Origin of the sequence: Xanthomonas massiliensis (genome assembly GCF_900018785.1) — a bacterium.
GTDB lineage: Bacteria > Pseudomonadota > Gammaproteobacteria > Xanthomonadales > Xanthomonadaceae > Xanthomonas_B > Xanthomonas_B massiliensis.
This window is the reverse complement of record NZ_FCOY01000007.1, coordinates 69,710-96,458: the sequence shown is the minus strand read 5'-3', so window position 1 is coordinate 96,458 and position 26,749 is coordinate 69,710. Positions and strand designations below refer to the sequence as shown.

The following is a 26,749-nucleotide window of genomic DNA, read 5'->3' as shown; positions in this document are numbered from 1 at the left end:
CCGAATGAACAGGATCTACAAGCTGGTGTTCAACGCGTCCCTGGGTATCGTCCAGGTCGTTTCGGAGCTGGTCGGAAGGCACGGGTCGCGGCTGTCGGCAGGCGCCAGGCGCCGCCTGCCGGTCCCGTCCGCGCTGGCCGCGGCGGTGGCGGCCGCGTGCGCACGATCCGGCTCGGGAATGGCCGGTGCGCGCATGGCGATGCTCGGCCTGGCGCTGGTCGCCGGCGGCGCCTGGGCCGATGCCAGCGGGACCTATCCGGTGTTGGACGGGGACGGGAACTACCAGGACACCTCGCTGGTGCTGACCTCCGAGGTGGCCGGCCAGACCGACGACGACGGCGACGTCATCGACGGCAAGCGCATCGGCGTGATCGCCACCGACGGCACCAGCGACTACCTGGTGCGCGACATCGCGGGCATCGGCCAGACGCTGCTGGTGGCCGGCGACGGCTCGTCCGGCGTGTCCGGCAGCGATGCGCCGACCCAGGTGCAGTCGGTCACGGTGGTCGGCTACTACCTCTATGCCGGCGGCGGGGTTTCCCAGACGCTGTCCACGGATGTCAGCTACGACGCCACCGCCGGGCAGTGGGTGGACGGCAGCGGCCAGGCGGTGCAGATCGCCCGGATCGCCTACGGCAGCACCGGGACCGACGAGGACGGCAACCCCACGGTCAGCGTGGCCGGTGTGGTGGACGTGGCGGTGAAGCTGCCGGCGGACGACGACGGGGACGACGGCTCGGACGGCGGCTATGCGGCCGGGTCGCGGGTCTCCATCGACCGGGCCGGCGCCAAGGGCAAGAACGGGCGCACCGGTGCGCTGTTCGTGCCGGCCAAGGCCGGCAGCGACGGCGGGCGCGGACCGGACATCATCGCCAATGCCGCGACCAATGCCGGCCTGAACGTGCAGGAGATCTCCACCATCGCGCCGGGGCACGCGGGCATCTTCGTGTCCAGTACCGGCGGCAAGGGCGGCGACGGCGGCGACATCTGGCTGTCCGCGTCCAAGGCCAAGCCGGGCGGCAACGGCGGCTCGGGCGGCAACGTCACGGTGACGGTGAGCGGCCACGGCACGATCGTCACCTCCGCCGACGGCAATACGCCGGCACCGGGCATCGCCGTGCAGAGCAAGTCCGGCCAGGGCGGCGAAGGCGGCTCGTCCTACGCCGGCGGCGGCGCGGCCGGCGGCGGCGGCACCAAGACCGCCGGCAACGTGAGCCTGACCACCTCGGCCAACGTGGAGACCTCCGGCGACAACTCGGCCGCGCTGCTGGTGCAGTCGCTGGGCGGCGGCGGCGGCAAGGGCGGCGATTCCTTCGGCCTGTTCCCGACTTCGGGCGCCAGCGGCGGTGCCGGCGGCGACGCCGGTGCGGTGGTCGTGGACAACAGCGGCAACCTGACCACGCACGGCAACGATTCGGCCGGCATCAACGCGCAGTCCATCGGCGGTACCGGCGGCAACGGCGGCACCACCGTGGCGATCGTGGTGCTGGGCAGCGACAGCACCTCCATCGGCGGCAATGGCGGCACGGTGGACGTGACCAACAGCGGCGTCATCAAGACCGCCGGCGACGGCTCGGACGGCATTTCCGCCCAGTCGATCGGCGGCGGCGGCGGCCGCACCGGCACGGCGGTGGGCATCGTGACCCTGGGCGGCAGCAGCGCGGCCGGCGGCAATGCCGGGGCGGTGGCGGTGCACAACAGCGGCACGATCATCACCGGCGGCGAGGCGGCCAACGGCATCCTCGCCCAGTCCATCGGCGGCGGCGGCGGCAAGGGCGGCACCCACGTCGGCGCGGTCGCGCTGGGGTCGGCCGGCGGGGCCGGCGGCAATGCGGGCCAGGTGGCGGTGGACAACACGGCCACCATCGTCACCGGCGGCGACCACAGCGCGGCGATCCTGGCGCAGTCGATCGGCGGCGGCGGCGGTGCCGGTGGCGCCACCGGCGGGCTGGTGGCGCTGGGGGCCGCCGGCGCGGCCGGCGGCAATGCCGCTGTGGTGCGGGTGGAGAACAGCGGCGCCCTGCAGACGTCCGGGGTTCAGGCCGACGGCATCGTGGCGCAGTCGATCGGCGGCGGCGGCGGTTCCGGTTCCAGCGCCGGCGGGCTGGTGGCGCTGGGCGGCAGCGGCGGCAAGGGCGGTACCGCGGACGCGGTGGCGGTCGTCAACAGCGGCGACATCACGATCCAGGGCGAGGGCGGGGCGGCGATCGTGGCGCAGTCGATCGGCGGCGGCGGTGGCCGCGGCGGCAGTGCCGGCGGGCTGGTGTCGCTGGCCGGCATGGGCGGCAGCGGCGGCGATGCCGGATGCACTTCCGCGACCCTGTGCTCGAGCATCGGCGGCAGCGCCGACGAGCGCGACGACGGCCGTGCCGTGTCGGTGGAGAACAGCGGTAGCCTGCGGACCGCGGGCGACTACGGCTACGGCATCCTCGCCCAGTCGATCGGCGGCGGCGGCGGCGACGGCGGCAACGCGGGTGCCGCGTTCCTGAGCATCGGCGGCAGCGGCGGCAAGGGCGGTGCGGGCGGCGACGTCGCCATCGCCAATGTCGGCGACATCATCACCTCCGGCGCGCACGCGGACGGCATCCTGGCGCAATCCATCGGCGGCGGCGGCGGCAACGGCGGACTGGCGGTATCGGCGGCGCCGTTCGTCGCCGTGGCCCTGGGCGGCAGCGGCGGCGAGGGCGGCGACGGCGGCAACGTGTCCGCGACCCTGGGCCAGGGGCCGGCGCTGCCCACGATCATCACCGGCGGCGACAACGCGGCCGGCATCAAGCTGGAATCGGTCGGCGGCGGCGGCGGCAACGGCGGTACCGCGGCGGCGGCGTCGATCGGGCTCGGCGTGCCGCTGTCGGTGAGCTTCTCGCAGGGCGGCAGCGGCGGCGACGGCGGCGACGGCGGCCTGGTGACGGTGCAGGGCAATGCGCGGATCGCCACGTCCGGCGACAACGCCGACGCGCTGTACCTGTCCACGATCGGCGGCGGCGGCGGCAGCGGCGGCAACGCCGTGGGGGTCTCGCTGGCGGCCAGCATCGGCGGGTACAGCCTGAACTTCAATTCCAGCAAGGGCGGCAGCGGCGGCGACGGCGGCCGCGGCGGCGACATCGAGATGGATACCGGCGACGATGCGGACGGTGTCCTGCAGACCTCGGGCGACTTCTCCACCGGCCTGCTGGCGCAGACGATCGGCGGCGGCGGCGGCTCCGGCGGCGACACGATCGCGGTCACCGGCACGGTGGGCAGCGCCTACTCGCTGGCCTATACCGCTGCCCTGGGCGGTACGGCCGGCAAGGGCGGCGCCGGCGGCGACATCGAGCTGACCTACAACGGCGCCATCGCCACCGGGATCGAGGCCGGCCAGGCGGGCGGCAGCGACGGATTCGGTTCCACCGGTGCGCTGATCCAGTCGATCGGCGGTGGCGGCGGCAGCGGCGGCAGCGTGATCTCCGCGCAGGCCGGCCTGTCGCTGGCGGGCCTGAACGTGAACCAGACCCTCGGCGGCAGCGGCGGCGACGGTGGCCGCGGCGGCACGATCGATGCCCATCTGGGCGGGTCGATCCAGACCGGGGGCGACAACGCCGGCGGTGCAGTGATCCAGTCGGTCGGCGGCGGCGGCGGCAACAGCGGCAACAAGATCCAGGCGAGCCTGCAGGCGGGACTGGCGTCCGGCAGCCTGTCGTTGGGCATCGGCGGCACCAGCGCGGGTGCGGGCAACGACGGCGGCGCGGTGAGCGCCACGGTGGCGGCCGACGTCGCCACCCAGGGGAACCAGTCCGACGCGGTGCTGATCCAGTCGGTGGGCGGCGGTGGCGGCAATGGTGGCTACACCATCGATGCCGGTGCCAGCGTGGGCGTGGCCGCCGCGGTGTCGGGCACGCTGTCGATGGGCGCGTCGGGCGGCAACGGCGGCGATGGCGGGACGGTCGACGCCGCGATCGTCGGCAACCTGTCCACCCTGGGCGACCAGTCGCGCGGCGCGGTGGTGCAGTCGGTGGGCGGCGGCGGCGGCAACGGCGGCTTCGATATCGCCGCGCAGCTCAACATCTCGGCCAATCCGTTCGCCGGCGTCAGTGCCGGCGCCACCATGGGCATCGGCGGCAGCGCCGGCAACGGCGGCGACGGCGGCGACGTCAGCGCCAGCCTGACCGGCGCATCGGTCACCCAGGGCCAGCAGTCCGATGCCTACGTGGTGCAGTCGCTGGGCGGCGGCGGCGGCAACGGCGGCTTCGCCGTGGCCGGCGGGCTGGCGGTGTCGGTCGGGGTCGCGGCCACCGGTGCGCTGCAGGCGGCCATCGGCATCGGCGGCAGCGGCGGCAGCGGCGGCGACGCCGGCAATGCCACGGGCACGCTGGCAGGCGACATCGGCACCTCGGGCGACCAGTCCACCGGCATGCTGGTGCAGTCGGTGGGCGGCGGCGGCGGCAACGGCGGCTTCACCGTCGGCGGCAGCCTGTCCATCGCCCAGGGCATGGCGGGCAACGCCTCCATCGGCATCGGCGGCGTCGGCGGCAGCGGCGGTGTCGCTGGCCAGGCGAGCGGCCACCTGGCCGACGGCGACGTGGTGACCGAGGGCGACGATTCGGCCGGCGTGGTGGTGCAGTCGATCGGCGGCGGCGGCGGCAACGGCGGCTTCAACGTCGCCGGCGGCGCGAGCCTGGCGGGCGAGGGCGCCGCGGGGGCCTCCGTCGGCATCGGCGGGACCGGCGGCAGCGGCGGCACCGCCGCCCTGGCGAGCGCCAGCCTCGAACGCGTCCACGTGCAGACCGCCGGCGGGAACGCCACCGGCGTGCTGGTGCAGTCGGTGGGCGGCGGTGGCGGCAATGGCGGCTTCAATATCGCCGGCAGTGTCAGCGCGGCCTCCACGGGGGCCGCCGCGGTGGCGGTGGGCATCGGCGGCAACGGCGGCAGCGGCGGCGTCGCCGGGGATGCCGCGGCCACGCTCGATGACGGCTGGGTGCATACCTATGGCGGCAATGCGGCCGGCGTGGTGGTGCAGTCGGTGGGCGGCGGTGGCGGCAACGGCGGTTTCAACGTCGGGGCCGGCGTCGCCGTGTCCCAGGTGGCCGGCACGGTCGGCGTGGGCATCGGCGGCACCGGCGGCACCGGCGGGCGCGGCGGCAGCGCCGGCGCGGTGGTCCGCACCGACGTGCTGACCGAGGGCGACGACGCCACCGGCGTGCTGGTGCAATCGGTGGGCGGGGGCGGCGGCAACGGCGGCTTCAACATCGCCGGCGGCGCGGCGGTGGCGTCCACCGGCGCGGTCGGCGTATCGGTGGGCCTGGGCGGTACCGGCGGCGATGGCGGCAGCGCCGGCGCGGTGAGCCTGGACAAGCAGGGACTGACCTACACCCGCGGCGACGGCTCCGCCGCGCTGGTGGCGCAGTCGATCGGCGGCGGCGGCGGCAACGGCGGCTTCAACGTCAGCGGCACGCTCGCGGCCAGCGCCGGCGTCGGCGGCAGCGTGGCGGTGGGCATCGGCGGCAACGGCGGCTCCGGCGCGAGCGCCGGCTCGGTCGTGCTGACCCAGCAGGGCCAGGTGCAGACCGAAGGCGCCGATGCCGTCGGCATCCTGGCCCAGTCGGTGGGCGGCGGTGGCGGCAACGGCGGCTTCAACGTCAGCGGCGGCATCAGTGCCGGTGCCGAGGGCGGCGCGGCCGTGGCCGTGGGCCTGGGCGGCAGCGGCGGCGATGGCGGCAGTGCCGGCTCGGTCATCCTCGACAGCACCGGTGCGGTGGTCACTTCCGGTGCCGGCAGCACCGGCATCGTGGCCCAGTCGGTGGGCGGCGGCGGCGGCAACGGTGCCTTCAACGTGAGCGGCGGCGTGCAGGTCAGCGGCGGCGAATCGCTCAGTGTCTCGGTCGGCCTGGGCGGTCGCGGCGGCAGCGGCGGCAGCGGCGGCGACGTGCATGCCAGCGCCGTGGCGGCCGCGCCCGACGGTTCCGGCAACGACGGTCTCGCCGTGGCCACGCTGGGCGACGGTGCCACCGGCCTGGTGGCGCAGTCGATTGGCGGCGGTGGCGGCAACGGCGGTTTCAACGTCACCGGTGCGCTGACCGCCTCCGGCGGTGCCGGCGGCTCGGTCAGCGTCGGCCTGGGCGGCGACGGCGGCGACGGCGGCAGTGCCGGCGACGTGGACGGGTTCACCTCCGGCCTGGTGAGCACCGATGGCGACGGCAGCGACGGCGTGGTGCTGCAGTCGATCGGCGGCGGCGGCGGCAACGGCGGCTTCAACGTCGCCGGCGCGGCCACGGTCACCGGCAGCAGCGGCGGCTCGGTCAGCGTCGGCCTGGGCGGCAACGGCGGTACCGGCGGGACCTCCGGCAACGTGACCGGCTCGATCAACGCGACCGACCTGCGCGACGGCTATGCGGTGATGACCCAGGGCGATGGCGCCTCGGCGGTGGTGGCGCAGTCGCTGGCCGGCGGCGGCGGCAATGGCGGCTTCAACGTCGCCGGCGCCCTGTCGGTGGCCGGCAGCAACGGCGCCAGCATCGGCGTGGGCATCGGCGGCCGCGGCGGGCAGGGCAACGATGCCGGCGACGTGGACGTGGACGTGGTCGGCAACATCCAGACCCAGGGCGATGCGGCGCTGGGCGTGCTGCAGCAGTCGGTCGGCGGGGGCGGCGGCAACGGCGGCTTCAACGTCACCGGCACGCTCAGCGCCACCGGTTCCAACGGCGGCGCGGTGGCGGTGGGCGTGGGCGGCAGCGGCGGCGACGGCGGCAATGCCGGCAACGTCGGCGGCAGCGTCACCGGCAACGTGCTGACCGCCGGCGACGACGCCGGGGCGATCACCTACCAGAGCATCGGCGGCGGCGGCGGCAACGGCGGCTTCGACGTCAGCGGCGGGCTGAGTGCGTCGGCAGGCCGGTCCGCCTCCGTCAGCGTCGGCCTGGGCGGCAACGGCGGCAGCGGCGGCGAGGGCGGCGACGTCACCGGCGCGGTGAGCGGCGATGTCGCCACCCTGGGCCAGCGCGCGGATGCGATCACCTACCAGAGCATCGGCGGCGGTGGCGGCAATGGCGGCTTCAACGTGACGGGCGGGTTGTCGGCATCGGTGGGCGACGGCGGCGCCATCAGCGTCGGCCTGGGCGGCACCGGCGGCGACGGCGGCAGTGCCGGCGACGTGGACGGCAGCACCTCCGGCCTGGTGTTCACCCAGGGCGAGGACAGCGACGGCGTGGTGCTGCAGTCGATCGGCGGCGGCGGCGGCAACGGCGGCTTCAACGTCGCCGGCACGATGGCGGTCACCGGCGGCGACGGCGGCTCGATCAGCGTCGGCCTGGGCGGCAACGGCGGCTCCGGCGGCGTGTCCGGGGCGGTCACCGGCCACATCCAGGCCGGCAGCGGCCACGACGGCTATGCGGTCGTCACCCAGGGCCAGTCGGCCAACGCGGTGGTGGCGCAGTCGCTGGCCGGCGGCGGCGGCAACGGCGGCTTCAACGTGGCCGGCGCGCTGACGGTGTCCAACGGCAACAGCGCCAGCATCGGCGTGGGCATCGGCGGTCGCGGCGGCACCGGCAACGACGCCGGCGACGTGGACGTGGACGTGGTCGGCAACATCCAGACCGGCGGCGACGGCGCACAGGGCATCCTGCTGCAGTCGATCGGCGGTGGCGGCGGCAACGGCGGCTTCAACGTGGCCGGCGCGCTCAACGTGGCCCAGTCCAACGGCGGCAGCATCGCCGTGGGCGTGGGGGGCAGCGGCGGCGACGGCGGCGACGGCGGCAACGTGAGCGGCACGCTGGTCGGCAACGTGGCGACCGCCGGCGACGATGCCGGCGCGGTCACCTACCAGAGCATCGGCGGCGGCGGCGGCAACGGCGGCATGACCATCAGCGGCTCGCTGGCGGCATCCGGCGACGGCAGCGGCAACGTCACCGCCAGCATTGGCGTTGGCGGTTCAGGCGGCAGCGGCGGCCGCGGCGGCGCAGTGAGCGCCGCGCTCGAGGGCGACCTGCTGACCGAGGGCGACCATGCCTATGGCGGCCTGTTCCAGAGCATCGGCGGGGGCGGCGGCAACGGCGGCATGACCATCAGCGGCGGATTGACGGTCTCGGCCGAGGCCGAGAACCAGCTGGCGGTGAGCGTGGGCGTGGGCGGCAGCGGCGGCAGCGGCGGCAGTGCGGGCGCGGTAAGCGTGGTGCATGCCGGCAACGTGGTGACCACCGGCGCGAACGCGGAGGGCCTGGTGCTGCAGTCGCTGGGCGGCGGTGGCGGCAACGGCGGCCTGACCGTCAGCGGCGCCGGCGGCCTGAACCTGGGCGAGGGTTCCAGGAACCTGGCCGTGGCGGTGGGCATCGGCGGCAACGGCGGCTCCGGCGGCAGCGCCGGCGATGTCACCGGCGTGCTGCAGGGCGACTACCTGACCCTGGGCGATGGCTCCACCGCGGTGCTTGCCCAGAGCCTGGGCGGCGGTGGCGGCAACGGCGGCATCACCATCACCGGCGGCATCGCCGCCAGCCTCGGCGACAACGGTGCGGCCAGCATCGGCATCGGCGGGACCGGCGGCAGCGGCAACACCGCCGGCGACGTGCAGCTGAGCCTGGCGGGCAACGTCGTGACCCAGGGCGCGAATGCCGATGCGATCGTGGCCCAGTCGATCGGCGGCGGCGGCGGCAACGGCGGGCTCAACGTCGCCGGCACCCTGGCGCTGGGCGACAGCAAGAATGGCACGGTGGCGGTCGGCATCGGCGGCAAGGGCGGCGAAGGCGCCGTCGCCGGCGACGTGGACGTGCAGGTGAGCGGCACGGTGGCCGCCACCGGCGGGCACGGGGCGGACATCACCCTGGGCGACGGCGGCAACTTCAAGGTCGCCGCCACCGACCTGGCCAATGGCTCCAACGGCATCGTGGCGCAGTCCATCGGCGGCGGTGGCGGCAACGGCGGCATCAACATCCAGGGCGGCCTGTCGGTGGACCCGACCTCGGTGTTCGGCAGCGACGATGCCGAGGATACGGCCGGCACGGGCGGGACCGGTGCCGGCTCCCAGGCGTCCTCCGGCGGCAGCGGCGGCAGCGACGAATCCACCAGCGTCGGCATCGTGTTCGGCATCGGCGGCAACGGCGGGACCGGCGGCGACGCCGGCGACGTCGCGGTGGCGGTGGCCGGCCAGGACGACTACGTGCTGGCGGTGGGCGACGAGAAGTCGGCGATCCTGGCGCAGTCGATCGGCGGCGGTGGCGGCAACGGCGGCATCAACATCGGCGCGGCCATCAGCACCGGCAGCAGCATCACGGTGGGCCTGGGCGGCAACGGCGCCAATGGCGGCGCCGGCGGCGACGTGGTGGTGGATGCGGCCACCGACGTGTTCGCCTACGGCGACCATGCCCGCGGCATCCTGGCGCAGTCGATCGGCGGCGGCGGCGGTGCCGGCGGCATCAACATCAGCGCGACCCTCAGCAAGCCCTCCTCGGATGATTCGGTGTCGCTGGTGGTCGGGCTTGGCGGTGCCGGCGGCATCGGCAACACCGCCGGCGCGGTGGACGTGAGCCAGCGGGGCGACGTCAACGTGGTCGGCAGCTTCGCCTCGGCGATCCTGGCGCAGTCGATCGGCGGCGGCGGCGGTGCCGGCGGCCAGAACATCAGCGCCTCGGCGGCCAAGGGCGAGCAGATGCTGGCGGTATCGGCGGGCGTGGGCGGCGACGGTGCCGAGGGCGGCGATGCCGGGGCGGTCAGCGTGGCCAGCGACGGCAACCTCTACGTCAACGCCAACGGCGAGACCGCGGGCGAGGGCGGCACCGGCATCCTGGCGCAGTCGATCGGCGGCGGCGGCGGTGCCGGCGGCGGCACCGTCAGCGGCCTGTACTCCTCGGCCACGGTGCCGATCACGCTGGGCGTGGGCGGCAACGGCGGCAGCGGCGGCAATGCCGGCACGGTGTCGGTGACCCGCGGCAACGCGGCGGACTGGGGCACGGACGTGGTGCCCGCCTCCAGCCTCTACATCGGGGGCGACAACGCCACCGGCATCCTGGCGCAGTCCATCGGCGGCGGCGGCGGCAACGGCGGCGGCACGCTGGTGCTGGAGAAGTACGCCAGCGCCAATGCCAGTGGCGGCGACGGCGCCACGGCCGAAGCCGGAAGCGGCGCCGGAACGGGAACGGGGACGGGTGCGGGAACCGGCAGCGGCTCCGGCTCCGGGGACGAGGACACCAGCGTCGCCGCCAGCCTGCAGATCGGCGGCAGCGGTGCCGGCGCCGGCTCGGGCGCGGCGGTGGACGTGACCAACGTCGGCAACGTCTACACCAGCGGCGCGCATTCCTCGGCGATCGTGGCGCAGTCGATCGGCGGCGGTGGCGGCAATGCCGGCCAGAACGTGCGCAAGGCCAGCGGCATGGACGATGTCGACGTGGGCCTGAGCATCTCGCTGGGCGGGGCGACCGGGGCCGCCGGCACCGGCGGCGACGTGCAGGTGCGCTCGCAGGGCGACCTGGTGACGGCCGGCGACTACGCCTACGGCATCCAGGCGCAATCGATCGGAGGCGGTGGCGGCAATGCCGCGGTGGACGACCTGGGCGACGGCCTGGGCAGCAACAGCCTGTCGTTCGCGCTGGGCCGCCAGGGCGGCAGCGGCGGCGAGGGCGGCCGCGTGGCGGTGCAGCTGCAGCAGGGCACCGTGCAGACCGCCGGGCAGGGCGCGACCGCGGTGATCGCCCAGTCCATCGGCGGTGGCGGCGGTACGTCCAGCAGCACCTCGCTGGACGTGGCGATCGCCGGCGGCAGCGACAGCGCCGGCGGTTCGGACGAGGCGGGCACGACGGACGGTTCCGCCACGGCGGCCACCGGCGAGGCCGACAAGGACCAGCAGGACAAGCAGCAGGCGCTTTCCGTGGGCCTGAGCCTGGGCATCGCCGGCGGCACCGGCGCGGCCGGCGGCGAGGTGGCGGTGGACACCGCCGCCGGGGCCGTCATCCTCACCCGGGGCGACGATGCGCGCGGCATCCTGGCGCAGTCGATCGGCGGCGGCGGCGGGACCGGCGGCAGTGCCTCCTCCAGCAGCAGCGACGCGTCGGTATCGCTGAACCTGGCGCTGGGCGGTGCCGGCGGCGAGGGAGCCGCCGGCGGCAGCGTCGCGGTGCGCCAGGGCGGCACCATCGAGACCCATGGCGACAACGCCGACGGCCTGCTGGCGCAGTCGGTCGGCGGCGGTGGCGGCGTGGCCGGTTCGGCCAGCGCCAGTTCCGCCAACAAGCAGAAAGACGACGACAAGGACGACGGCAAGGACGGGGGCGAGGACCAGACTGCGCTCGCCCAGCAGGACGAAGGCCAGCAGCAGGACGCGAGCCAGATCACCACCGCCGTGGGCGTGAACCTGGCGCTGGGCGGACAGGGCGGCGAGGGCGCGGTCGGCGGTGCGGTGACGGTGGCCAACACCGGTTCGATCCTCACCTGGGGCACCGATTCGGTGGGCATCAATGCGCAATCGGTCGGCGGCGGCGGCGGCGTCGGTGGCGCCAGCTCGGCCAAGGACGAGGTTTCCACCCGCAACGACCTGACCCTGGTGATGGGCAACATCGCCGTGTCCGGCGCCGGCGGGCAGGGCGCGGCCGGCGGCAGCGTGAGCGTGGACAACGCCGGCCTGGTGCAGACCGCGGGCGAACGCGCCTACGGCATCGGCGCGATGTCGGTGGGCGGTGGCGGTGGCAGCGGCGGCGTGTCCGCGGTGGAGTCCTCGATCGCCACCGGCGACGAGGGCACCGGTTCCACCAGCCTGTCGCTGTCGCTGGCGCTCGGCGGCAGCGGCGGCTCGGGCGGCACCGGCGGCGAGGTCAGCGTGCGCAACGTCGCCGTCGCCGCGGGCGATGCCGCACCGGTCGTGCATACGCTGGGCGACCAGGCCTACGGCATCTACGCGCGCTCCATCGGTGGCGGCGGCGGCGACGGGGCGATGACCTCCAGCCGCAGCAGCCAGGACGGTGCCGGCACCGCGCTGGAGCTGGGGCTGACCCTGGGCGCGAGCGGCGGCAGCGGCAACACCGGCGGCAACGTCGATATCGTCAACGGCGGCTACGTGCTGACCGCGGGCGATGCCGCGCACGCGGTGTACGGCCAGTCGATCGGCGGCGGCGGCGGTGCCGCGGGAGTGACCGTCACCGGCGCGGCCAACACCGGCGACGGCAGCAAGACCCTGGCCCTGGCGCTGGGCGGCAGCGGCGGCAGCGGCGCCGCCGCCGGCGAGGTGTCGATCACCAATACCGGCTGGATCGGCACCACCGGCGCGCGTGCCTACGGCATCTTCGCCCAGTCGGTCGGCGGCGGCGGCGGCGATACCGCGCTGACCCTGGCCAGCCGCGACGCCGCCGATGCACAGGACGACGATGCCGGCGACGAAGGCGGCAGCGGCAAGTCCGAGGGCGATGCGACCGAGTCGCAGGCCGGCGGCGGTGCGATGCAGCTGAGCCTGGCCCTGGGCGGCAGCGGCGGCGAGGGCGGCCGCGGCGGCGCGGTGACGGTGGTCAACCGCAGCGTGGACGGGATCGCCGACAGCGGCGTGATCGTCACCAGCGGCGATGGCGCGCACGGCATCTTCGCCCAGTCGGTCGGCGGCGGCGGCGGCAGTGCCGACCTGGCGGTGGCCAACGCCGGCAGCGCCGACGCCAGCGCGGTGTCGCTCAACCTGGCGCTGGGCGGCAACGGCGGCAGCGGCAACGCCGGCGGCGACGTCAGCGTGGTCAACGACGGCATCATCCAGACCAGCGGCGCGGCCGCCTACGGCATCCTGGCGCAGTCCATCGGCGGCGGCGGCGGCGATGGCGGCCAGTCGGTGGCCATCGCCAACCTCGACCTCAAGGGCATGGCCGGTGCCCTGGTCAGCGACCCGCAGCAGCTGTTCTCGCAATCGACCGACCTGATCATGGCGGTGGGCGGTTCGGGCGGCAGCGGTGGCGACGGCGGCGACGTGTCGGTGGTGAACAACGGCCGCATCGTCACCACCGGCGACGGGGCCGACGGCATCGTCGCCCAGTCCATCGGCGGCGGCGGCGGCAACAGCCGCCTGGGTTTCCTGAGCGCGGACGGCGGGGAATCGGGGATCTCGCTGTACGGCAACCTGGCCAGCATGCTGGGCGCCAGTGGCGCCACCGGCGGCCAGGCCGGCGCCGTGAGCGTGACCAACAACGGCAGCATCAGCGTGTCGGGCCTGGGCGCGGTGGCGATCCGCACCCAGGCCATCAACGGCGGCGGCGGCGTGCTCGACCAGCACTATGCCGGCGTGGACCTGTCGGCGGCCGAGAGCAGCTCCGACGACGACGGCACCGCGGCCAAGGTGACCTCGGCGATCAGCACGCTGCTGGGCAGCATCGGCACTTCCGACAGCGCCGGCGGCGATGTCGCCACCACCTCGACGGGCGACTACAGCGCCTCGGGTGCGTTCTCGCTGGGCGATCTGGCCCAGTCCATCGGCGGTGGCGGCGGCAGCGGCCTGATCGATACCTCGCTGCTGGAGAAGGCCGGTTCGCTCTCGCCCTTCAGCCTGCTCTCGCTGCCGGTATCGCCGCTGGCGGCGGCCGTGTCGCAGGTGCTGGTCAAGCAGATCGTGCTCGGCGCGGTGGAGGGCAGCGGCAATGCCGGCGGCGATATCCAGGCCAGCCATGCCGGCACGATCGTGCTCGACGGCGACTACGGCGTGGCCTCGCTGCAGCAGACCATCGGCGGCGGCGGCGGCAACCAGTCCGACCTGAGCCAGGGCAGCGGCGCGGTGGTGCAGGTCTCGCTGGCGCTGGGTGCCACCCAGGCCGGCGCCAGTGCCGGCGGCACCCTGGACTACCGCCAGCAGGGCGACGTGGTGGTCGCCGGCCAGGATGCACAGGGCCTGGTGCTGCAGAGCATCGGCGGCGGCGGCGGCTGGGCCAACGAGGTGTTCGAGGGCGGGCTGTCGGGCCAGGTGGACGCCACGCTCGGCGCCAACGGCGGCAGCGGCCTGGACGGCGGCGCGGTCAGCGGCACGATCGAAGGCGCGGTCGCGGACCTGGCCGACAACTCCGTCGCGGTGATCGCCCAGTCGATCGGTGCCGGCGGCGGCCAGGTGGTGGCGTCCGGGGCCGATGCGGTGGCGGCCACGCTCGGCGGCCGCGGCGGCGCGGCCGGCGACGGCGGCGCGGTGACGCTGGCGGTGCAGGGCAGCGTGTTCAACGCCGGCGGCAACAGCTACGGCGTGGTGGCGCAGTCGATCGGCGGCGGCGGCGGCTTCGTGATGGCCTCCGGCGACGCCACCGGCGTCGCCTTCTCCGACGCCAACCAGGGCGACGGCGGTGCGGTCGACGTGCAGGTCGACGGCAGCGTGATCGGCGGCCAGGCCGCCAGCTACGGCGTGCTGGCGCAGTCGCTGGGCGGCGGCGGTGGCTGGGTCGCCGGGGGCATCTCCGGCACGGCCGGCGGTGCCGGTCGCGGCGGCGCGGTGGCGGTGGCGATCGACGGCGACGTCCTGCAGACCGGCGATGCCTCGGTCGCCGTGCAGGCGGCCAGCGACGGCGGCCAGGGCGGCGGCGACATCGACGTGGCCCTCGGCGGCGACGTGCGCGGCGGCTCGGGCAGCGGCGCCGGCGTGGTGCTGGAAGGCGGGGCGGACAACCGCATCCTGGTCCAGGGCTCGCTCTCGGCGGTGTCCGCGCAGGCCGCGCTCGGCGGCTACGGCAACGACCTGCTCGACAACCTGGGCACGCTGTACGGCAACGTGGACCTGGGCGGCGGCAGCAACCGGCTGGTGAACGAGGCCGGTGCGTCGATGGTCACCTGGGACCACGTCGCCCTGGGCACGGGCACCGCGGTGGCCGCGCTGGCGGCCGACACCGGCAACACCCTGGTCAACCATGGCGACCTGTACTTCGGCCTGCGTGCGCCGCAGTTCCCGATCGACCTGTACGCCGGCGAGGTGTTCGCCGATACCGATGCCGACCTCGATCCGACCCGGAACCTGCTCTACGGGGCACGGGTGATCAGCCAGGTCGCGCTGGACGGCAACTTCGTCCAGTCCGCCAGCGGCGCGCTGTACATGGACGTGGCCTTCGGCACGCCGGCATCCGACCGGCTGGCGGCCACCGGCTCGGCGGCACTGGCGGGCATGGGCTACTTCACCCTGACCTCGCTGGCCAATGCCGACTGGTTGCCGATCATCACCGCGCCGCAGGGCACGCGCGACGACGGCTTCGCCATGGAGAACTCCATCGCCCTGACCTACAAGGCGCAGTACCGCAGCGACGGCGTCTACCTGTCCTACGACCCGGCCTTCGAGCAGGCGTTCCTGCGCCCGAACCAGAACGCGCTCGGCGTGCACATGGACAGCGCGCTGCTGACCGGCAGCAGCGACGGCATCGGCCGGCTGATGGCCCTGCTTGGCAACCTCAAGGCCGGGCAGGAGGGCGCCTACCGGGCGATCTTCGACATGATCAACCCCGATGGCCTGGCCGCGCCGCTCTACGCCCAGGTGCAGGTGCAGCGCGCGTTCTCCGGCAGCCTGTTCGGCTGTGCCGGGCGCGATACCGACGGTGCGAGCGACGGAGCGTGCGCATGGGGCAACGTCGGCAACTACAACGCCCAGCGCGACCGCACCGCGGACGACCTGCCGATCGCGCTGTCCGGCAGCTACGCCCGGTTCGGCTTCGACGGGACGCTGGACGCGGACTGGAGGCTGTCCACCGCCTTCGAGTTCGACCGCATGTCGCAGATCCAGGTCGACGCGGGCAACACCGAGGCGTCCTCGCGCGGCGTCAACCTCGGCGTGGGCTTCGAGCACGAGCACGACGGGGCGCAGACCCGGCTGACCCTGGCCGGCGGCTGGTCGCGGTATGCCAGCACCCGCCTGTCGCCGGTGTTCGACGCCGACGCCCAGGCGGTCTCGCACCCGCGCACCGGCTACCTCACCGGCAGCGCCGGCCTGGGGACGGTGCTCGCCCATGGCGACTGGTCGCTGCGTCCGCGGGTGGATGCCCGCTACACGCTGCTGCACTACGACGGCATGCGCGAGCAGGGCCTGGGCGAGATCGGCTATCGCGCGCAGGCGCACGACCAGAGCCTGTTCTCGGTGGTGCCCAGCGTCCGGTTCGCCTTCGACCACGGTCTCCGCGACGGCGCGGTCGGCCTGTCCAGCACGGTGTCCTACGAGGTCTCCACCCGCGACGCGGTCAACCTGCCGCTGCGCTTCATCGGCGCCAACGACGCTTCGGCGCCGGCCGACGTGCAGGTGCCGGTGGCCAGCCCGTACCTGCGCTGGAGCTCGCGCCTGTACTACCAGCGCGACGGCGTGTCGATCGGCCTGGACTACCTGTCCGAGCACGGCAGCCGGATCGGCGGGCGCACCTACGGCCTGGACCTGCGGGTGAAGTTCTGAGGTTGGGCCGGGACCCCGCGCGCGGCGGGGTCCCGGCGGGTCCGGTCCGCGCGTTTCACTGCCCGTGGTGGCCGCGACCGCCTAGAATGGCGCCATGACCCACGTTTCCGACCGACTGTCCGGCCAGCTGCTGATCGCGCTGCCAAGCCTGGCCGATTCCAATTTCGCACGCGCGGTGGTGCTGGTGTGCCAGCACGACGAGGAAGGGGCGATGGGCGTGGTGGTCAACCGGCCCTCGGACTACACACTGGGGGAGATCCTGGCGCAGATGGACATCGCCACCGCCGACGAAGGCCTGCGCGAGCGCGTGGTGCTCGCCGGCGGGCCGGTGCATCCCGAGCGCGGCTTCGTCATCCACGACGATCCGCGCCCCCGCGATTCCGGCCTCACCATCGACACCGGCCTGTACCTGACCACCTCGCGCGACATCCTGCAGGCCATGGCCGAGGGCGGCGGCCCGGCCAGCGCGCTGATGGCGCTGGGCTGCGCGGGCTGGGGCGCGGGCCAGCTGGAGGCCGAACTGGCCGAGAACAGCTGGTTGACCGCGCCCGCCGACCCGGCGCTGCTGTTCGAGGTGCCGCTGGCCGAGCGCTGGCAGGCCGCGGCCGGGCGCATCGGCGTGGACATGTTCCGCATGACCGACTACAGCGGCCATGCCTGAGCCGGCCGCGCCCGCGCCGGATGCGGTGGTGCTGGGGTTCGACGTCGGCTCGCGTCGCATCGGCGTGGCCCTGGGCAGTGCGCTCGGCGCGCCGCGCGCGGTGGCGGTGGTGGACGTGCATGCCAACGGCCCGGACTGGGCCGCGCTCGACCGCCTGCACCGCGACTGGCGCCCGCAGGGCCTGATCGTCGGCGACCCGCTTACCCTGGACGGCGGCGACCAGCCCAACCGCAAGCGCGCCCACGCCTTCGCCCGCCAGCTGCGCCAGCGCTACGGCCTGCCGGTGGTGATGGTGGACGAGCGCTCCACCTCGGTGGAGGCCGCGCACCGGTTCGCCGCCGACCGCGCCGCCGGGCGCCGGCGCCGGCGCGATGCCGAGGTGCTGGACGCCATGGCCGCGGCCGTCATCGTCGAGCGCTGGCTGGCCGCCCCGGACGAGGCCTCGCTGCTGCCCTGATCCCTTCCCCGCCTCCCGCTACCGAGTAGACCGATGACTTCGCAACTGGATTCCGATGGACGCCTGCGCCACCTGCTGACCCTGGAAGGCCTGCCGCGCGCCACCCTGCTGCAGCTGCTCGACCGCGCCGGCCAGATCCGCGACGCGGCGGTCGGGCGCGTCGGCAAGCGCGGGGTGCTGGCCGGCACCGCGGTGTGCACGCTGTTCTTCGAGCCGTCCACGCGCACCCGCAGCTCGTTCACCCTGGCCGCGCAGCGCCTCGGCGCGGACGTGCTGAACTTCGACGCCTCCACCTCGTCCACGCGCAAGGGCGAGACCGCGCGCGACACGATGAAGAACCTGGAGGCGATGGGCGTGCGCGGCTTCGTCGTGCGCCACCCCGGGGACGGCGCGGTCGAGGCGCTGGCCGATGCGGCCGGCGAGGGCACCGCACTGATCAATGCCGGCGACGGCCGCAGCGCGCATCCCACCCAGGGCCTGCTCGACATGCTGACCCTGCGCCAGGCCAAGGGCGGCGACTTCTCCCGGCTGACCGTGCTGATCGTCGGCGACGTCAAGCATTCGCGGGTGGCGCGCTCGGACCTGCATGCGCTGCGCACGCTGGGCGTGGGCCGCATCCGCGTGTGCGGCCCGGCGGCGCTGCTGCCCGGCGACGACGTCCTGGCCGGCTGCGAGGTCGGCCAGGACCTGGACGCCATGCTCGAGGGCGTGGACGCGCTGATGATGCTGCGCCTGCAGCGCGAGCGCATGGAGGAAGGGCTGGTGGATTCGCTCGACCACTACCACGAGCACTACGGCCTCACCGCCGCGCGCCTGAAGCGTGCCGCCGCCGATGCCATCGTCATGCACCCGGGCCCGATCAACCGCGGCGTGGAGATCACCGACGAGGTCGCCGACGGCCCGCAGTCGTGGGTGCTGCGCCAGGTCGCCAACGGCGTGGCGGTGCGCATGGCGGTGCTGGAGACGCTGCTGGGCTGAGCGGCCGGCACTGCGTCGCCGGTGCCGGGGACCCGCCTGGCGCCGGCGGCACCGGCCGGCCCGCGGACGATGCGGTCCTGGCCAGCCCGCGGACGATGCGGTCCTGGCCGGGCATGCGGCGCCTCGGCCCGGGACGATGCCGGAGGCCGGATCGGCCCGCACGAGGTCCGGCAGGCTTGCCTGAGTGCCTGAGTGCCTGAGTGCTCTGAATGCCTAATGCTCTGAGTGCCTGTGCCTGAGTGCTCGAGTGCCCAAGTGCTCGGAGTGTCTGAGTGCTGGAGTGCTCCGAGGGCTGGAGTGCTTCAAGTACCTGGCCGGTGGCCGCGGCGATGCTTCCGATGCCATCCCGCGACCGGGGCCGGCCGTTCCGTCGCCTCGGTTCGCATCGCAGCTGCTGCACAGGGGCCGGCGACCGCCAGGCGTGATCGCTGCGATCGCCCCGGACGTCTCCGGCCGGCCGTCCTCCACGCTCCACGTCTCCGGCACGCTCGCGTCCGCAGGTCCGCGGGCGGAACAGCGGCGACGATGGGCTCCATCCAGGGCGGCGTGCCGCATGCGGCCTGCTCCCGTGCCTGCCCCGGCCCGCCATGCCTCGATCCGCCGCGCGCGTCCGGCCCGATGCGGACGGAAGGCGGCCGCATTGCCAGCCCGCACCGCTTCGCCCACCCTGTGCGGGTTTCCCTGTCGCGGAAGGATGCATGCGCAATCTCGATTTCAGTTCCTGGGGCGCGGTCCTCAGCACCTTGATGGGCCTGGTGCTGGTGTCGCTGGTCGCCGTCGGCATCCGCATGCTGGTGATGCAGACGGTGCAGCGCCGCCGCGAGCGCGAGAACCGCCAGATCAACGAGCGCCTGAAGACGCTGATCGCCGCCTACAAGACGCTGGGCGGGGCGTTCACCGGCGAACTGGAGGTCGATCCCTCGCACCTGCGCGACCTGCGCCGGCGCGCGGAAGCCGCCGCGGAAGGCGAGGCGGTGCCGGCCGAATCGATGTCCGAGCGCCGCCGCCGCATCCGCGACGCGGTGGAGGCGGCGCTGGCGGACGTGATCCTGCTCGGCACCGAGGAGCAGGTGGCGCTGGCCGCGCGTGCGGCGCGCGACATGGTGGCGGGGCGGCCGGTGCGCACCCGCGAGCTGGTGGTGTCGCTGCGCGTGTTCATCCGCCAGGCGCTGGACCTGGAGGCGATCCCGGCCTCGGTCGACATTCCCGAGCAGGGGCCGTTGCGGATCGCGACCGGCGGCGCAGGCAAGGGCGGTGGCGACAAGGGCGACGGCGGTGGCCGCGGCGGTGCAGGTGGCGGCGGTGGTGGTGGCGGAGGCGGCGCGGGACTGGGACTGGGCATGGGTGCGGGCCTGGGGGCAGGGCACCTGGCCCAGGACGACCACGACCCGGGTACGCGCGACTGAAGCGCGAACCGGTTCGCGCTTCCGCGCCGGGCCACGCCGATTTGCCCGGCGCCGGCCCATGCACGGCGGCGCGGCGCTAAGATCGGGAACGTCTTCCACCTCCCCGCAGCCCATCCATGATTCGCCTCCTGTCCCGCAGCCTGGCGGCTGCCGTCGTGTTGTCCGCCTCCGTTCCCGCCGTCGCCGCCGACGACGGCACGTTCGATCCGCGCGCGCTGTTCGCGCCGCTGCAGTTGCCCGATGCCCCCAACGCCTTCCGTTCCGGCAGCGGCAAGCCGGGGCCGCTGTTCTGGCAGAACCGCGCCGACTACGACCTCAAGGCCACGATCGACCCGGCCAGCCGCACGCTGAGCGGCGAGGAAACCATCACCTACAGCAACCGCAGCCCGGACACCCTGGACGTGCTGTGGCTGCAGCTGGACCAGAACATCTACCGCGCCGACGCCAAGGCGCGCGACGTGCGCGCCCCGCGGCCGCCGCGGCCGGGCCAGCCGGCGCGGCCGTGGGCGCCGACCCCGGTCACCGACGGCTACCGCATCGCGGCGGTGGAGGTCGAGCAGGGCGGCAAGCGCATGCCGGCCCGGTTCCTGGTCGATGACACCCGCATGCGCGTGGACCTGCCGGCGGCGCTGGCCGGCAACGGCGGCACGCTCAAGCTGCACGTGCGCTATGCCTACACCGTGCCCGGCACCTGGGGCGGGCGCACCGCGGTCACGCCGTCCAAGAACGGCGAGATCTACGAGATCGCCCAGTGGTACCCGCGCATGGCCGTGTACGACGACCTGCGCGGCTGGGACACCCAGCCCTACCTGGGCTCGGAGTTCTACCTGGAGTACGGCACGTTCGACTACGCCGTGACCGTGCCGTGGAACTGGTTCGTGGCCGGCTCGGGCGAGCTGGTCAACCCGAAGGACGTGCTCACCGCCGAGCAGCAGCAACGCCTGCAGCAGGCCCGCGGCAGCGACGGCACGGTCTACATCGTCAAGCCCGAGGAGATCGGCCAGCCGTCCTCGCGGCCCACCGCCAGCGGCACCAAGACCTGGCGTTTCCGCATGGAGCACACCCGCGACGTGGCCTTCGCCGCCTCGCCGGCGTTCGTCTGGGACGCCGCGCGCATCAACCTGCCCGACGGCAAGTCGGCGCTGGCGATGTCGGTGTACGCGGCCGAAGGCGTGGGCCCGCAGAAGTGGGACCGCTCCACCGAGTACGTGAAGGGCGCGATCGAGCACTTCTCGCAGTGGTACCCGTACCCGTGGCCGGCGGCGATCAACCTGGGCGGCCACGGTGCCGGCATGGAATACCCCGGCATCGTCTTCGACGGCTTCGACGACGGCGGCAAGCCGCTGTTCTGGATCACCGCGCACGAGCTGGGCCACGGCTGGTTCCCGATGATCGTCGGCTCCAACGAGCGCCGCTTCGCGTTCATGGACGAGGGCTTCAACACCTTCATCGACGTCTATGCGTCCGATGCCTTCAACCACGGCGAGTACGCGCCCAAGCGCGACGGCGAGTACGCTCCCGGCGGCGGCAACCCGGTGGACGAGATCCTGCCGCTGCTGGCCGACGCCGAGGCGCCGACGCTGATGGCCCCGGCCGACAGCGTCAGCGAGAAGTACCGCCACCCGCTGACCTACTTCAAGGGCGCGCTGGGGCTGGTGCTGCTGCGCGAGCAGATCCTCGGCCCGGCGCGCTTCGACCCGGCGTTCAAGAAGTACATCGCCACCTGGGCCTACAAGCATCCCACCCCGTCGGACTTCTTCCGCATCATGGAGAGCGAGGCCGGCGAGGACCTGTCGTGGTGGTGGCGCGGCTGGTACTTCAACAACTGGCAGCTGGACATGGGCGTGACCAAGGCCGAATACGTGGACGGCGATGCCAGCCACGGCCTGGCGGTGACCCTGGAAAGCCGCCACAAGCTGGTGATGCCGGCGACCCTGCGCATCGACCTGGCCGACGGCAGCCACCTGGACAAGCGCGTGCCGGTGGAGGCGTGGCTGCAGCAGTCCGCCCCGCGCATCGTGGTGCCGACCACGCAGAAGGTGCTGCACGTGACCCTGGACCCGGACCACAAGCTGCCCGACGCCGATCGCGGCAACAACGAAGCCACGGTGGCCGGCTGAGCGCCGCCCGGACGGGCCGGTGCCGCGTGCGCCGGCCCGTCCGCGCCCCGCGCGGCGAAGGCTGGGAGACCCCATGGAGATCAAGCAGAAGCGCCTGTCGCACCACACCGACTACGTGTTCGAGGACGAGGGGCTGCGCTATGCCTGGCGGCATCCGTCCGGCAGCCGCAGCTTCACCGTGGCCTACCCGGAGATCAGCCGCGAACGCCAGACCCTGGTGGAGCGCAACGCCTGGCTGCGCAATGCCGGCTGGTTCTGGCTGGCGCTCGGCGCGGTGCTGACCGCGGTCCGCTTCATGGGCGGGCACGACCTGGTGCCGTCGATCTGGTTGCCGATCGGCATCGCCTGCCTGCTCGCCTACCGCTGGCGCACGATCGGCTTCACCGTCGTGCCGACCGGGCAGGGCAACCTGCTGGTGATCCAGGATGCCAACGGCGAGCGCATCCTGCGCGAGATCGAGACGCGTCGCGCCGGACGGCTGCGCCGCGAGTACGACTTCTTCCCCGAGGGCGAGGATGCCGAGCAGCTGCGGCGGCGCTTCCGCTGGCTGCACGCCGAAGGGGTGCTGTCGGAGGAGGAACTGGCCCAGCGCCTGCACAAGATCGACGCCACCGACCCGGCGGTGCAGGCGGTCAACCGCCTGCTGTCCTCGCTGTAGCCGGCGTGGCCGTGGCGGCGCAGTCGCGCAGGCGGCCCTCCAGCCAGCGCCGGTAGATTGTGGTGGGCAGGTTGTGCAGGGTCAGCTCGATGGCGTATGGCGTGCGCGGGTTGAGGTCGAGCAGGCGCACGACGTGGAAGCCGATCGGGCGTATGCCCTGCGGATGCACGTAGACCATGAAGCCCCGGTAGAACGGATCGTCCAGCAGCGCCTGCATGCGTGCCAGCCGTTCGCGCTGGGCGGGGGTGAAGCGCGCCAGCAGGCGCGCGTCGCGGCCGTCCAGCAGCCGCTGGTACTGGTGGCGCGCCAGCCGCGGCAGCTGTTGCGACAGGCGCCACAGCTGGTCGTTGAGCGCGTCGTAGTGGGCCAGGCCGTCGTGGGCGGCCAGGGCATCGGCGGCGTCGGCGGTCATGTCGGTCACCACGAAGTTCTCGGCCTGGTTGTTGAGGTCGTCCAGGTAGCGCCGGGGGCGCACGTGTTCGATGAAGCCGGGCAGGCCCATGAAGGCCTGGCGCCCGGCCTGCGCGGCGCGCCGGCCCTTGCCGTCGGCGACCAGCGGGCCGGCGTGGCGGCCGAGCAGGATGCTGTCGCTGTCGTGCAGCGTGGCGAAGGTGCCGATGGTCAGCTCGCCGGGCGCGAAGTCGCGGTCGAAACCGGCATCGCCGAACAGCTCGCGCAGGCCGGCCAGTTGCGCGACCTGGCGGCCCACGCCGCATTCGCTGCGCACGTGGCCGGAATAGAACGCCTCGATCGCGCCCGCGTTGGTGCCGGCCGGGCGGTAGCCGCGGCCGAAGCTGCGCGTAGGCGCCCAGCCCTGGGCGCGTGCGCCGGCCAGGCCGAAGCCGATCCAGCCCAGTTGCACGGCAGTGAAGCGGTAGCCGGGATTGCCCTGCAACCGGGCGGCGGCGCGGCGCGTGGCCTGGCCCAGCGCGATCGACCAGGCGCAGCGGCTGGCCGGATCGTCCAGCGCCTCGGCCAGCACCCGCTGGCGCGCGACGGCGTCGAGGCCGCGCGGCAGCCACAGCTGCAGGTCGCCGGCGGCGCGGGCCTGCGCCAGCGATCCGTGCCGGCACGGCTGGCCGCCGGCGATACGCGGCACCGGCGGTCCGTCGTCGTGGATGCGCCAGCCGAGTGCCTGCAGCACCTGTTCCCGGCAGCCGGTCCCGGGCTCGCCGGCTCCGGCGGCCGCCGGCCACAGGCACAGCCAGCCCAGGACGATGATGCTGAGCCGGCGCCATCGCGGCCGGCACGCGGGTGGCGGCGGAAATGGGCCGGCAACGGCGTGGTTCATGCGGTGGCGGGCCTGGGACATGCGGGGACCGCCAGCATCGCCGGGCTTCCGTCCAGGCGGCGCGAACGTGCCGCGGCGATGCGGCCGGCCCGCTCAGGCGGGGAACGGGGCGAGGATCCGTGCCGGTATCTGGCTGGCCGGCAACGCGCGGTCGAACAGGAAGCCCTGGCCCTCGTCGCAGTCGCCGGCCAGCACCTGGCGCAGCTGCGCCTCGGTCTCGATGCCCTCCACCGTGGAGGCCAGGCCGAGCTGCGCGCACAGTTCCAGCAGTGCATGCAGGATCAGGCCGGCATCGCGGTCGCAGGCCAGGTCCTTCACGAAGGCCTTGTCGATCTTGATCTTGTCGAACGGGAACGCGCGCAGGTAGCTCAGCGAGGCGCGGCCGGTGCCGAAATCGTCCATGGCGATGCGCACACCGTTGCCGCGCAGCGCGTGCAGGTGCGCGGCGGCGCGCTCCAGGTGGGCCAGCAGCGTGTTCTCGCTTACCTCCAGTTGCAGCCGCGCCGGCGGCAGGCCGCTCTGGCGCAACACCTGGCGCACGTCGTCGGCCAGGCCGGGCCGGGCCAGCTGCACCGCCGCCAGGTTGACCGACACGTACAGCGGCGCCGGCCACGCCGCCGCATCCTGGCAGGCCTGCTGCAGCACGGCTTGGCCGATATGCTCCATCAGGTGTACTTCCTCGGCGAGCGGCAGGAAGTCGTCCGGGCCGAGCAGGCCGCGCTGCGGGTGCTGCCAGCGCAGCAGCGCCTCGAACCCGGCCAGGCGCCGGCTGCGCAGCTCCACCAGCGGCTGGTAGTGGACCCGGAACTCGCCCTCGGCGATCGCCTGGTGCAGGTCCAGCTCCATCTGCCGGCGCTGCTGCATGCGCGTGTCCATGCCCGGCTCGAAGAAGCGGAAGCAGCCCTTGCCGTCCTCCTTGGCGCGGTACAGCGCCATGTCCGCGTTCTGCAGCAGTCGTTCCGGCGGCGAATCGGCATCGATCACGGTGATGCCGATGCTCGCGCCGATGTCCACGCGATGATCCTGCAGACGGTAGGGCCGGCCGATCGCATCCAGCAGCCCTGCCGCCAGCGCGGCGGCCTCCTGCGCCGGCTCGCGGGCCAGCAGCAGAACGGCGAACTCGTCCCCGCCCAGGCGCGCGATCAGGTCCACGGTGCCGGCGTGGGTGCGCAGGCGCGTGACGACCTCGCACAGCAGCGCATCGCCGAGCGAATGGCCCAGGGAATCGTTGACTTCCTTGAACCGGTCCAGGTCCAGGTACAGCAGCGCGCCGCCGATGCCGTGGCGCGCCTGGCGCAGGATGCCGCGCAGCCGCTCCTGGAACAGGGCGCGGTTGCCCAGGCCAGTGAGCGGATCGTGCTGGGCCAGGTAAGCGACGTGTTCCTGGGCGCGGCGGCGGGCGTCCACGTCCTCCAGCACGCCGACCCATTCCCGCGGCGCTTCGGGATCGTCGGCGCGGACCTCGGCCCCGCGTGCGCGCACCCAGCGCCAGTGCCTGTCGGCATCGAGCAGACGGAATTCGGCATCGAACGGGGTGCGCCCGGCAACGGCCAGGTTGAGCACGGCCTCCACCCGCGACAATGCGTTCGGATGCACGCGGCGCAGCCAGCCGCGCCCGTGCGCCGTCGCGTCCGGCTCGCCGGTGAGCTCCTGCCAGCCAGTGCAGGTCTGCACCTCGCCAGCCGTGTCCGAGCGCCACAGCACCAGGGCACCGGCCTCGGCCAGGGTGCGGTAGCGCTGTTCGCTGCGGGCGAGGTTGTCGGCCAACGCCTGGGCATGGTCGGCGCGCTGGCGCAACGCGGTCTCGGCCTGGGCCAGGTGCTCGCGCATCTCCTCGAATTCGCGGATCGAGGAGGGCTGAGGGGCAAGGTCACCAGTTTCGCCCGCGGCGATGTGGCGGCCGCGCCGCGACTGGGCGCGTACCGGCGCCAGAATGCGTCGTGCCACCAGCTGCGCGGCCACCAGTGCCAGGATCGCGGCCAGCACTCCGCCAAGGGCGATGTTGGCCAGTGGCGCGCGCCAGCGCGAGCGGAACACGGTCAGCGGTTCGCCCACCACCAGCGTCCAGCCGGGCGCGGCATGCAGGCGCTGGTAGGCCAGGGCGATGGGAGCGCCTTCCAGCGAGTGGCCCTGGATCAGGCCGTGGTCGTGCTCGTCGCTCAGGTACGGCCAGTTCGGTGCCGGGCGGCCGAGCTGGCGTTGCGGGTCGCGCGAACGCGCGGCGATGCGGCCATGGCTGTCCACCACCGCCACGACCAGGTCCGAACGCGTATCGCCGTGCTGGATCGCATCGATCAGCGCGTTGGACGGCTGCACCATCACCGGGACCTGGACGTGCCCGGGCCGTGGCGGCAGGGCGATGGCCACCAGCGGCGTGGCGGCGGCGTCGATCCGGTACAGGTCCGAGACCCATGGCGTGCGGCGCCTGGCGATGTCCGCCGGCAGGGCGGGCAGTCCGGCGCTGTCCTCGCCCGGCGTCACCCGGCGGATCCTGGCCTCGCCCCCGGGCATGCCCGCGCCGGTCGCGCGCGGCAGCACCAGGTCCGGTGCCGCACGGCGGGGGCCGGACGGGTCGTCGAACATGCCGAGCAGGGCGATGTTGTCGCCGATGCGGTTGTCCACCGCGGCGGCCAGGGTGCGCGCGGTCTGCTGCAGGCGGTCGCTCGATTCGCGGCGGAAGGCCTGCCCGGCCATGCCGGCGGTGAGCGCACCCACGAGCAGCAGCGGCAACAGGGCGGCCGCGACCAGGGCGAGCAGGTACAGCCGCAGTCCCGGCAGTCGCCGACTGCGTGACGGCGGCAAGCGCGTCGCGGCTGGCATCGTCGGAACAAACCCCTCTTGCGCGGACAGCCGG

9 protein-coding genes are annotated in these 26,749 nt (G+C 74.2%); 7 read left to right on the top strand and 2 right to left on the bottom strand.

Translation table 11 applies throughout. The features are described from left to right. Window positions 1-4: 4 nt before the first annotated feature. The 7 genes from BN3794_RS10610 (at window position 5) to BN3794_RS10580 (ending at window position 22,604) form a co-directional block, all read left to right on the top strand. Window positions 5-16,324 carry an ESPR-type extended signal peptide-containing protein gene (locus tag BN3794_RS10610; protein WP_066097308.1) on the top strand — a complete coding sequence of 5,440 codons (16,320 nt, stop codon included), beginning with the start codon at window positions 5-7 and terminating at the stop codon, window positions 16,322-16,324. 94 nt (window positions 16,325-16,418) lie between these two features. Further along, window positions 16,419-16,985, top strand: a complete 567-nt coding sequence (locus BN3794_RS10605) for a YqgE/AlgH family protein (protein WP_066097307.1) — start codon at window positions 16,419-16,421, stop codon at window positions 16,983-16,985. Beyond that, window positions 16,978-17,442: a Holliday junction resolvase RuvX gene (gene ruvX, locus BN3794_RS10600; RefSeq protein ID WP_066097306.1), complete on the top strand. Its 465-nt coding sequence runs from the start codon at window positions 16,978-16,980 to the stop codon at window positions 17,440-17,442. The genes BN3794_RS10605 and ruvX overlap by 8 nt, the downstream gene beginning before the upstream one ends. A 33-nt stretch (window positions 17,443-17,475) precedes the next feature. Continuing rightward, complete coding sequence (locus tag BN3794_RS10595) at window positions 17,476-18,420, top strand: aspartate carbamoyltransferase catalytic subunit (RefSeq protein ID WP_066097305.1); 945 nt, start codon at window positions 17,476-17,478, stop codon at window positions 18,418-18,420. A 698-nt stretch (window positions 18,421-19,118) separates the two neighbouring features. After that, window positions 19,119-19,826, top strand: a complete 708-nt coding sequence (locus BN3794_RS10590) for a hypothetical protein (RefSeq protein ID WP_066097304.1) — start codon at window positions 19,119-19,121, stop codon at window positions 19,824-19,826. A 116-nt stretch (window positions 19,827-19,942) separates the two neighbouring features. Further along, the gene (locus tag BN3794_RS10585; protein WP_066097303.1) at window positions 19,943-21,946 is read left to right on the top strand and encodes a M1 family metallopeptidase; all 2,004 of its coding nucleotides are present in this window, start codon (window positions 19,943-19,945) and stop codon (window positions 21,944-21,946) included. A 73-nt stretch (window positions 21,947-22,019) separates the two neighbouring features. Continuing rightward, complete coding sequence (locus BN3794_RS10580) at window positions 22,020-22,604, top strand: hypothetical protein (protein WP_066097302.1); 585 nt, start codon at window positions 22,020-22,022, stop codon at window positions 22,602-22,604. On the opposite strand, the gene BN3794_RS10575 is transcribed toward BN3794_RS10580, so the two are convergent. Next, window positions 22,579-23,895 (bottom strand): hypothetical protein, encoded by a 1,317-nt coding sequence (locus tag BN3794_RS10575; RefSeq protein ID WP_236493243.1) that lies wholly within the window; start codon window positions 23,893-23,895, stop codon window positions 22,579-22,581. The two genes, BN3794_RS10580 and BN3794_RS10575, sit on opposite strands and share 26 nt — an antisense overlap. A gap of 93 nt (window positions 23,896-23,988) precedes the next feature. After that, the gene (locus BN3794_RS10570; protein WP_066097301.1) at window positions 23,989-26,697 is read right to left on the bottom strand and encodes a putative bifunctional diguanylate cyclase/phosphodiesterase; all 2,709 of its coding nucleotides are present in this window, start codon (window positions 26,695-26,697) and stop codon (window positions 23,989-23,991) included. Window positions 26,698-26,749: the final 52 nt, after the last annotated feature.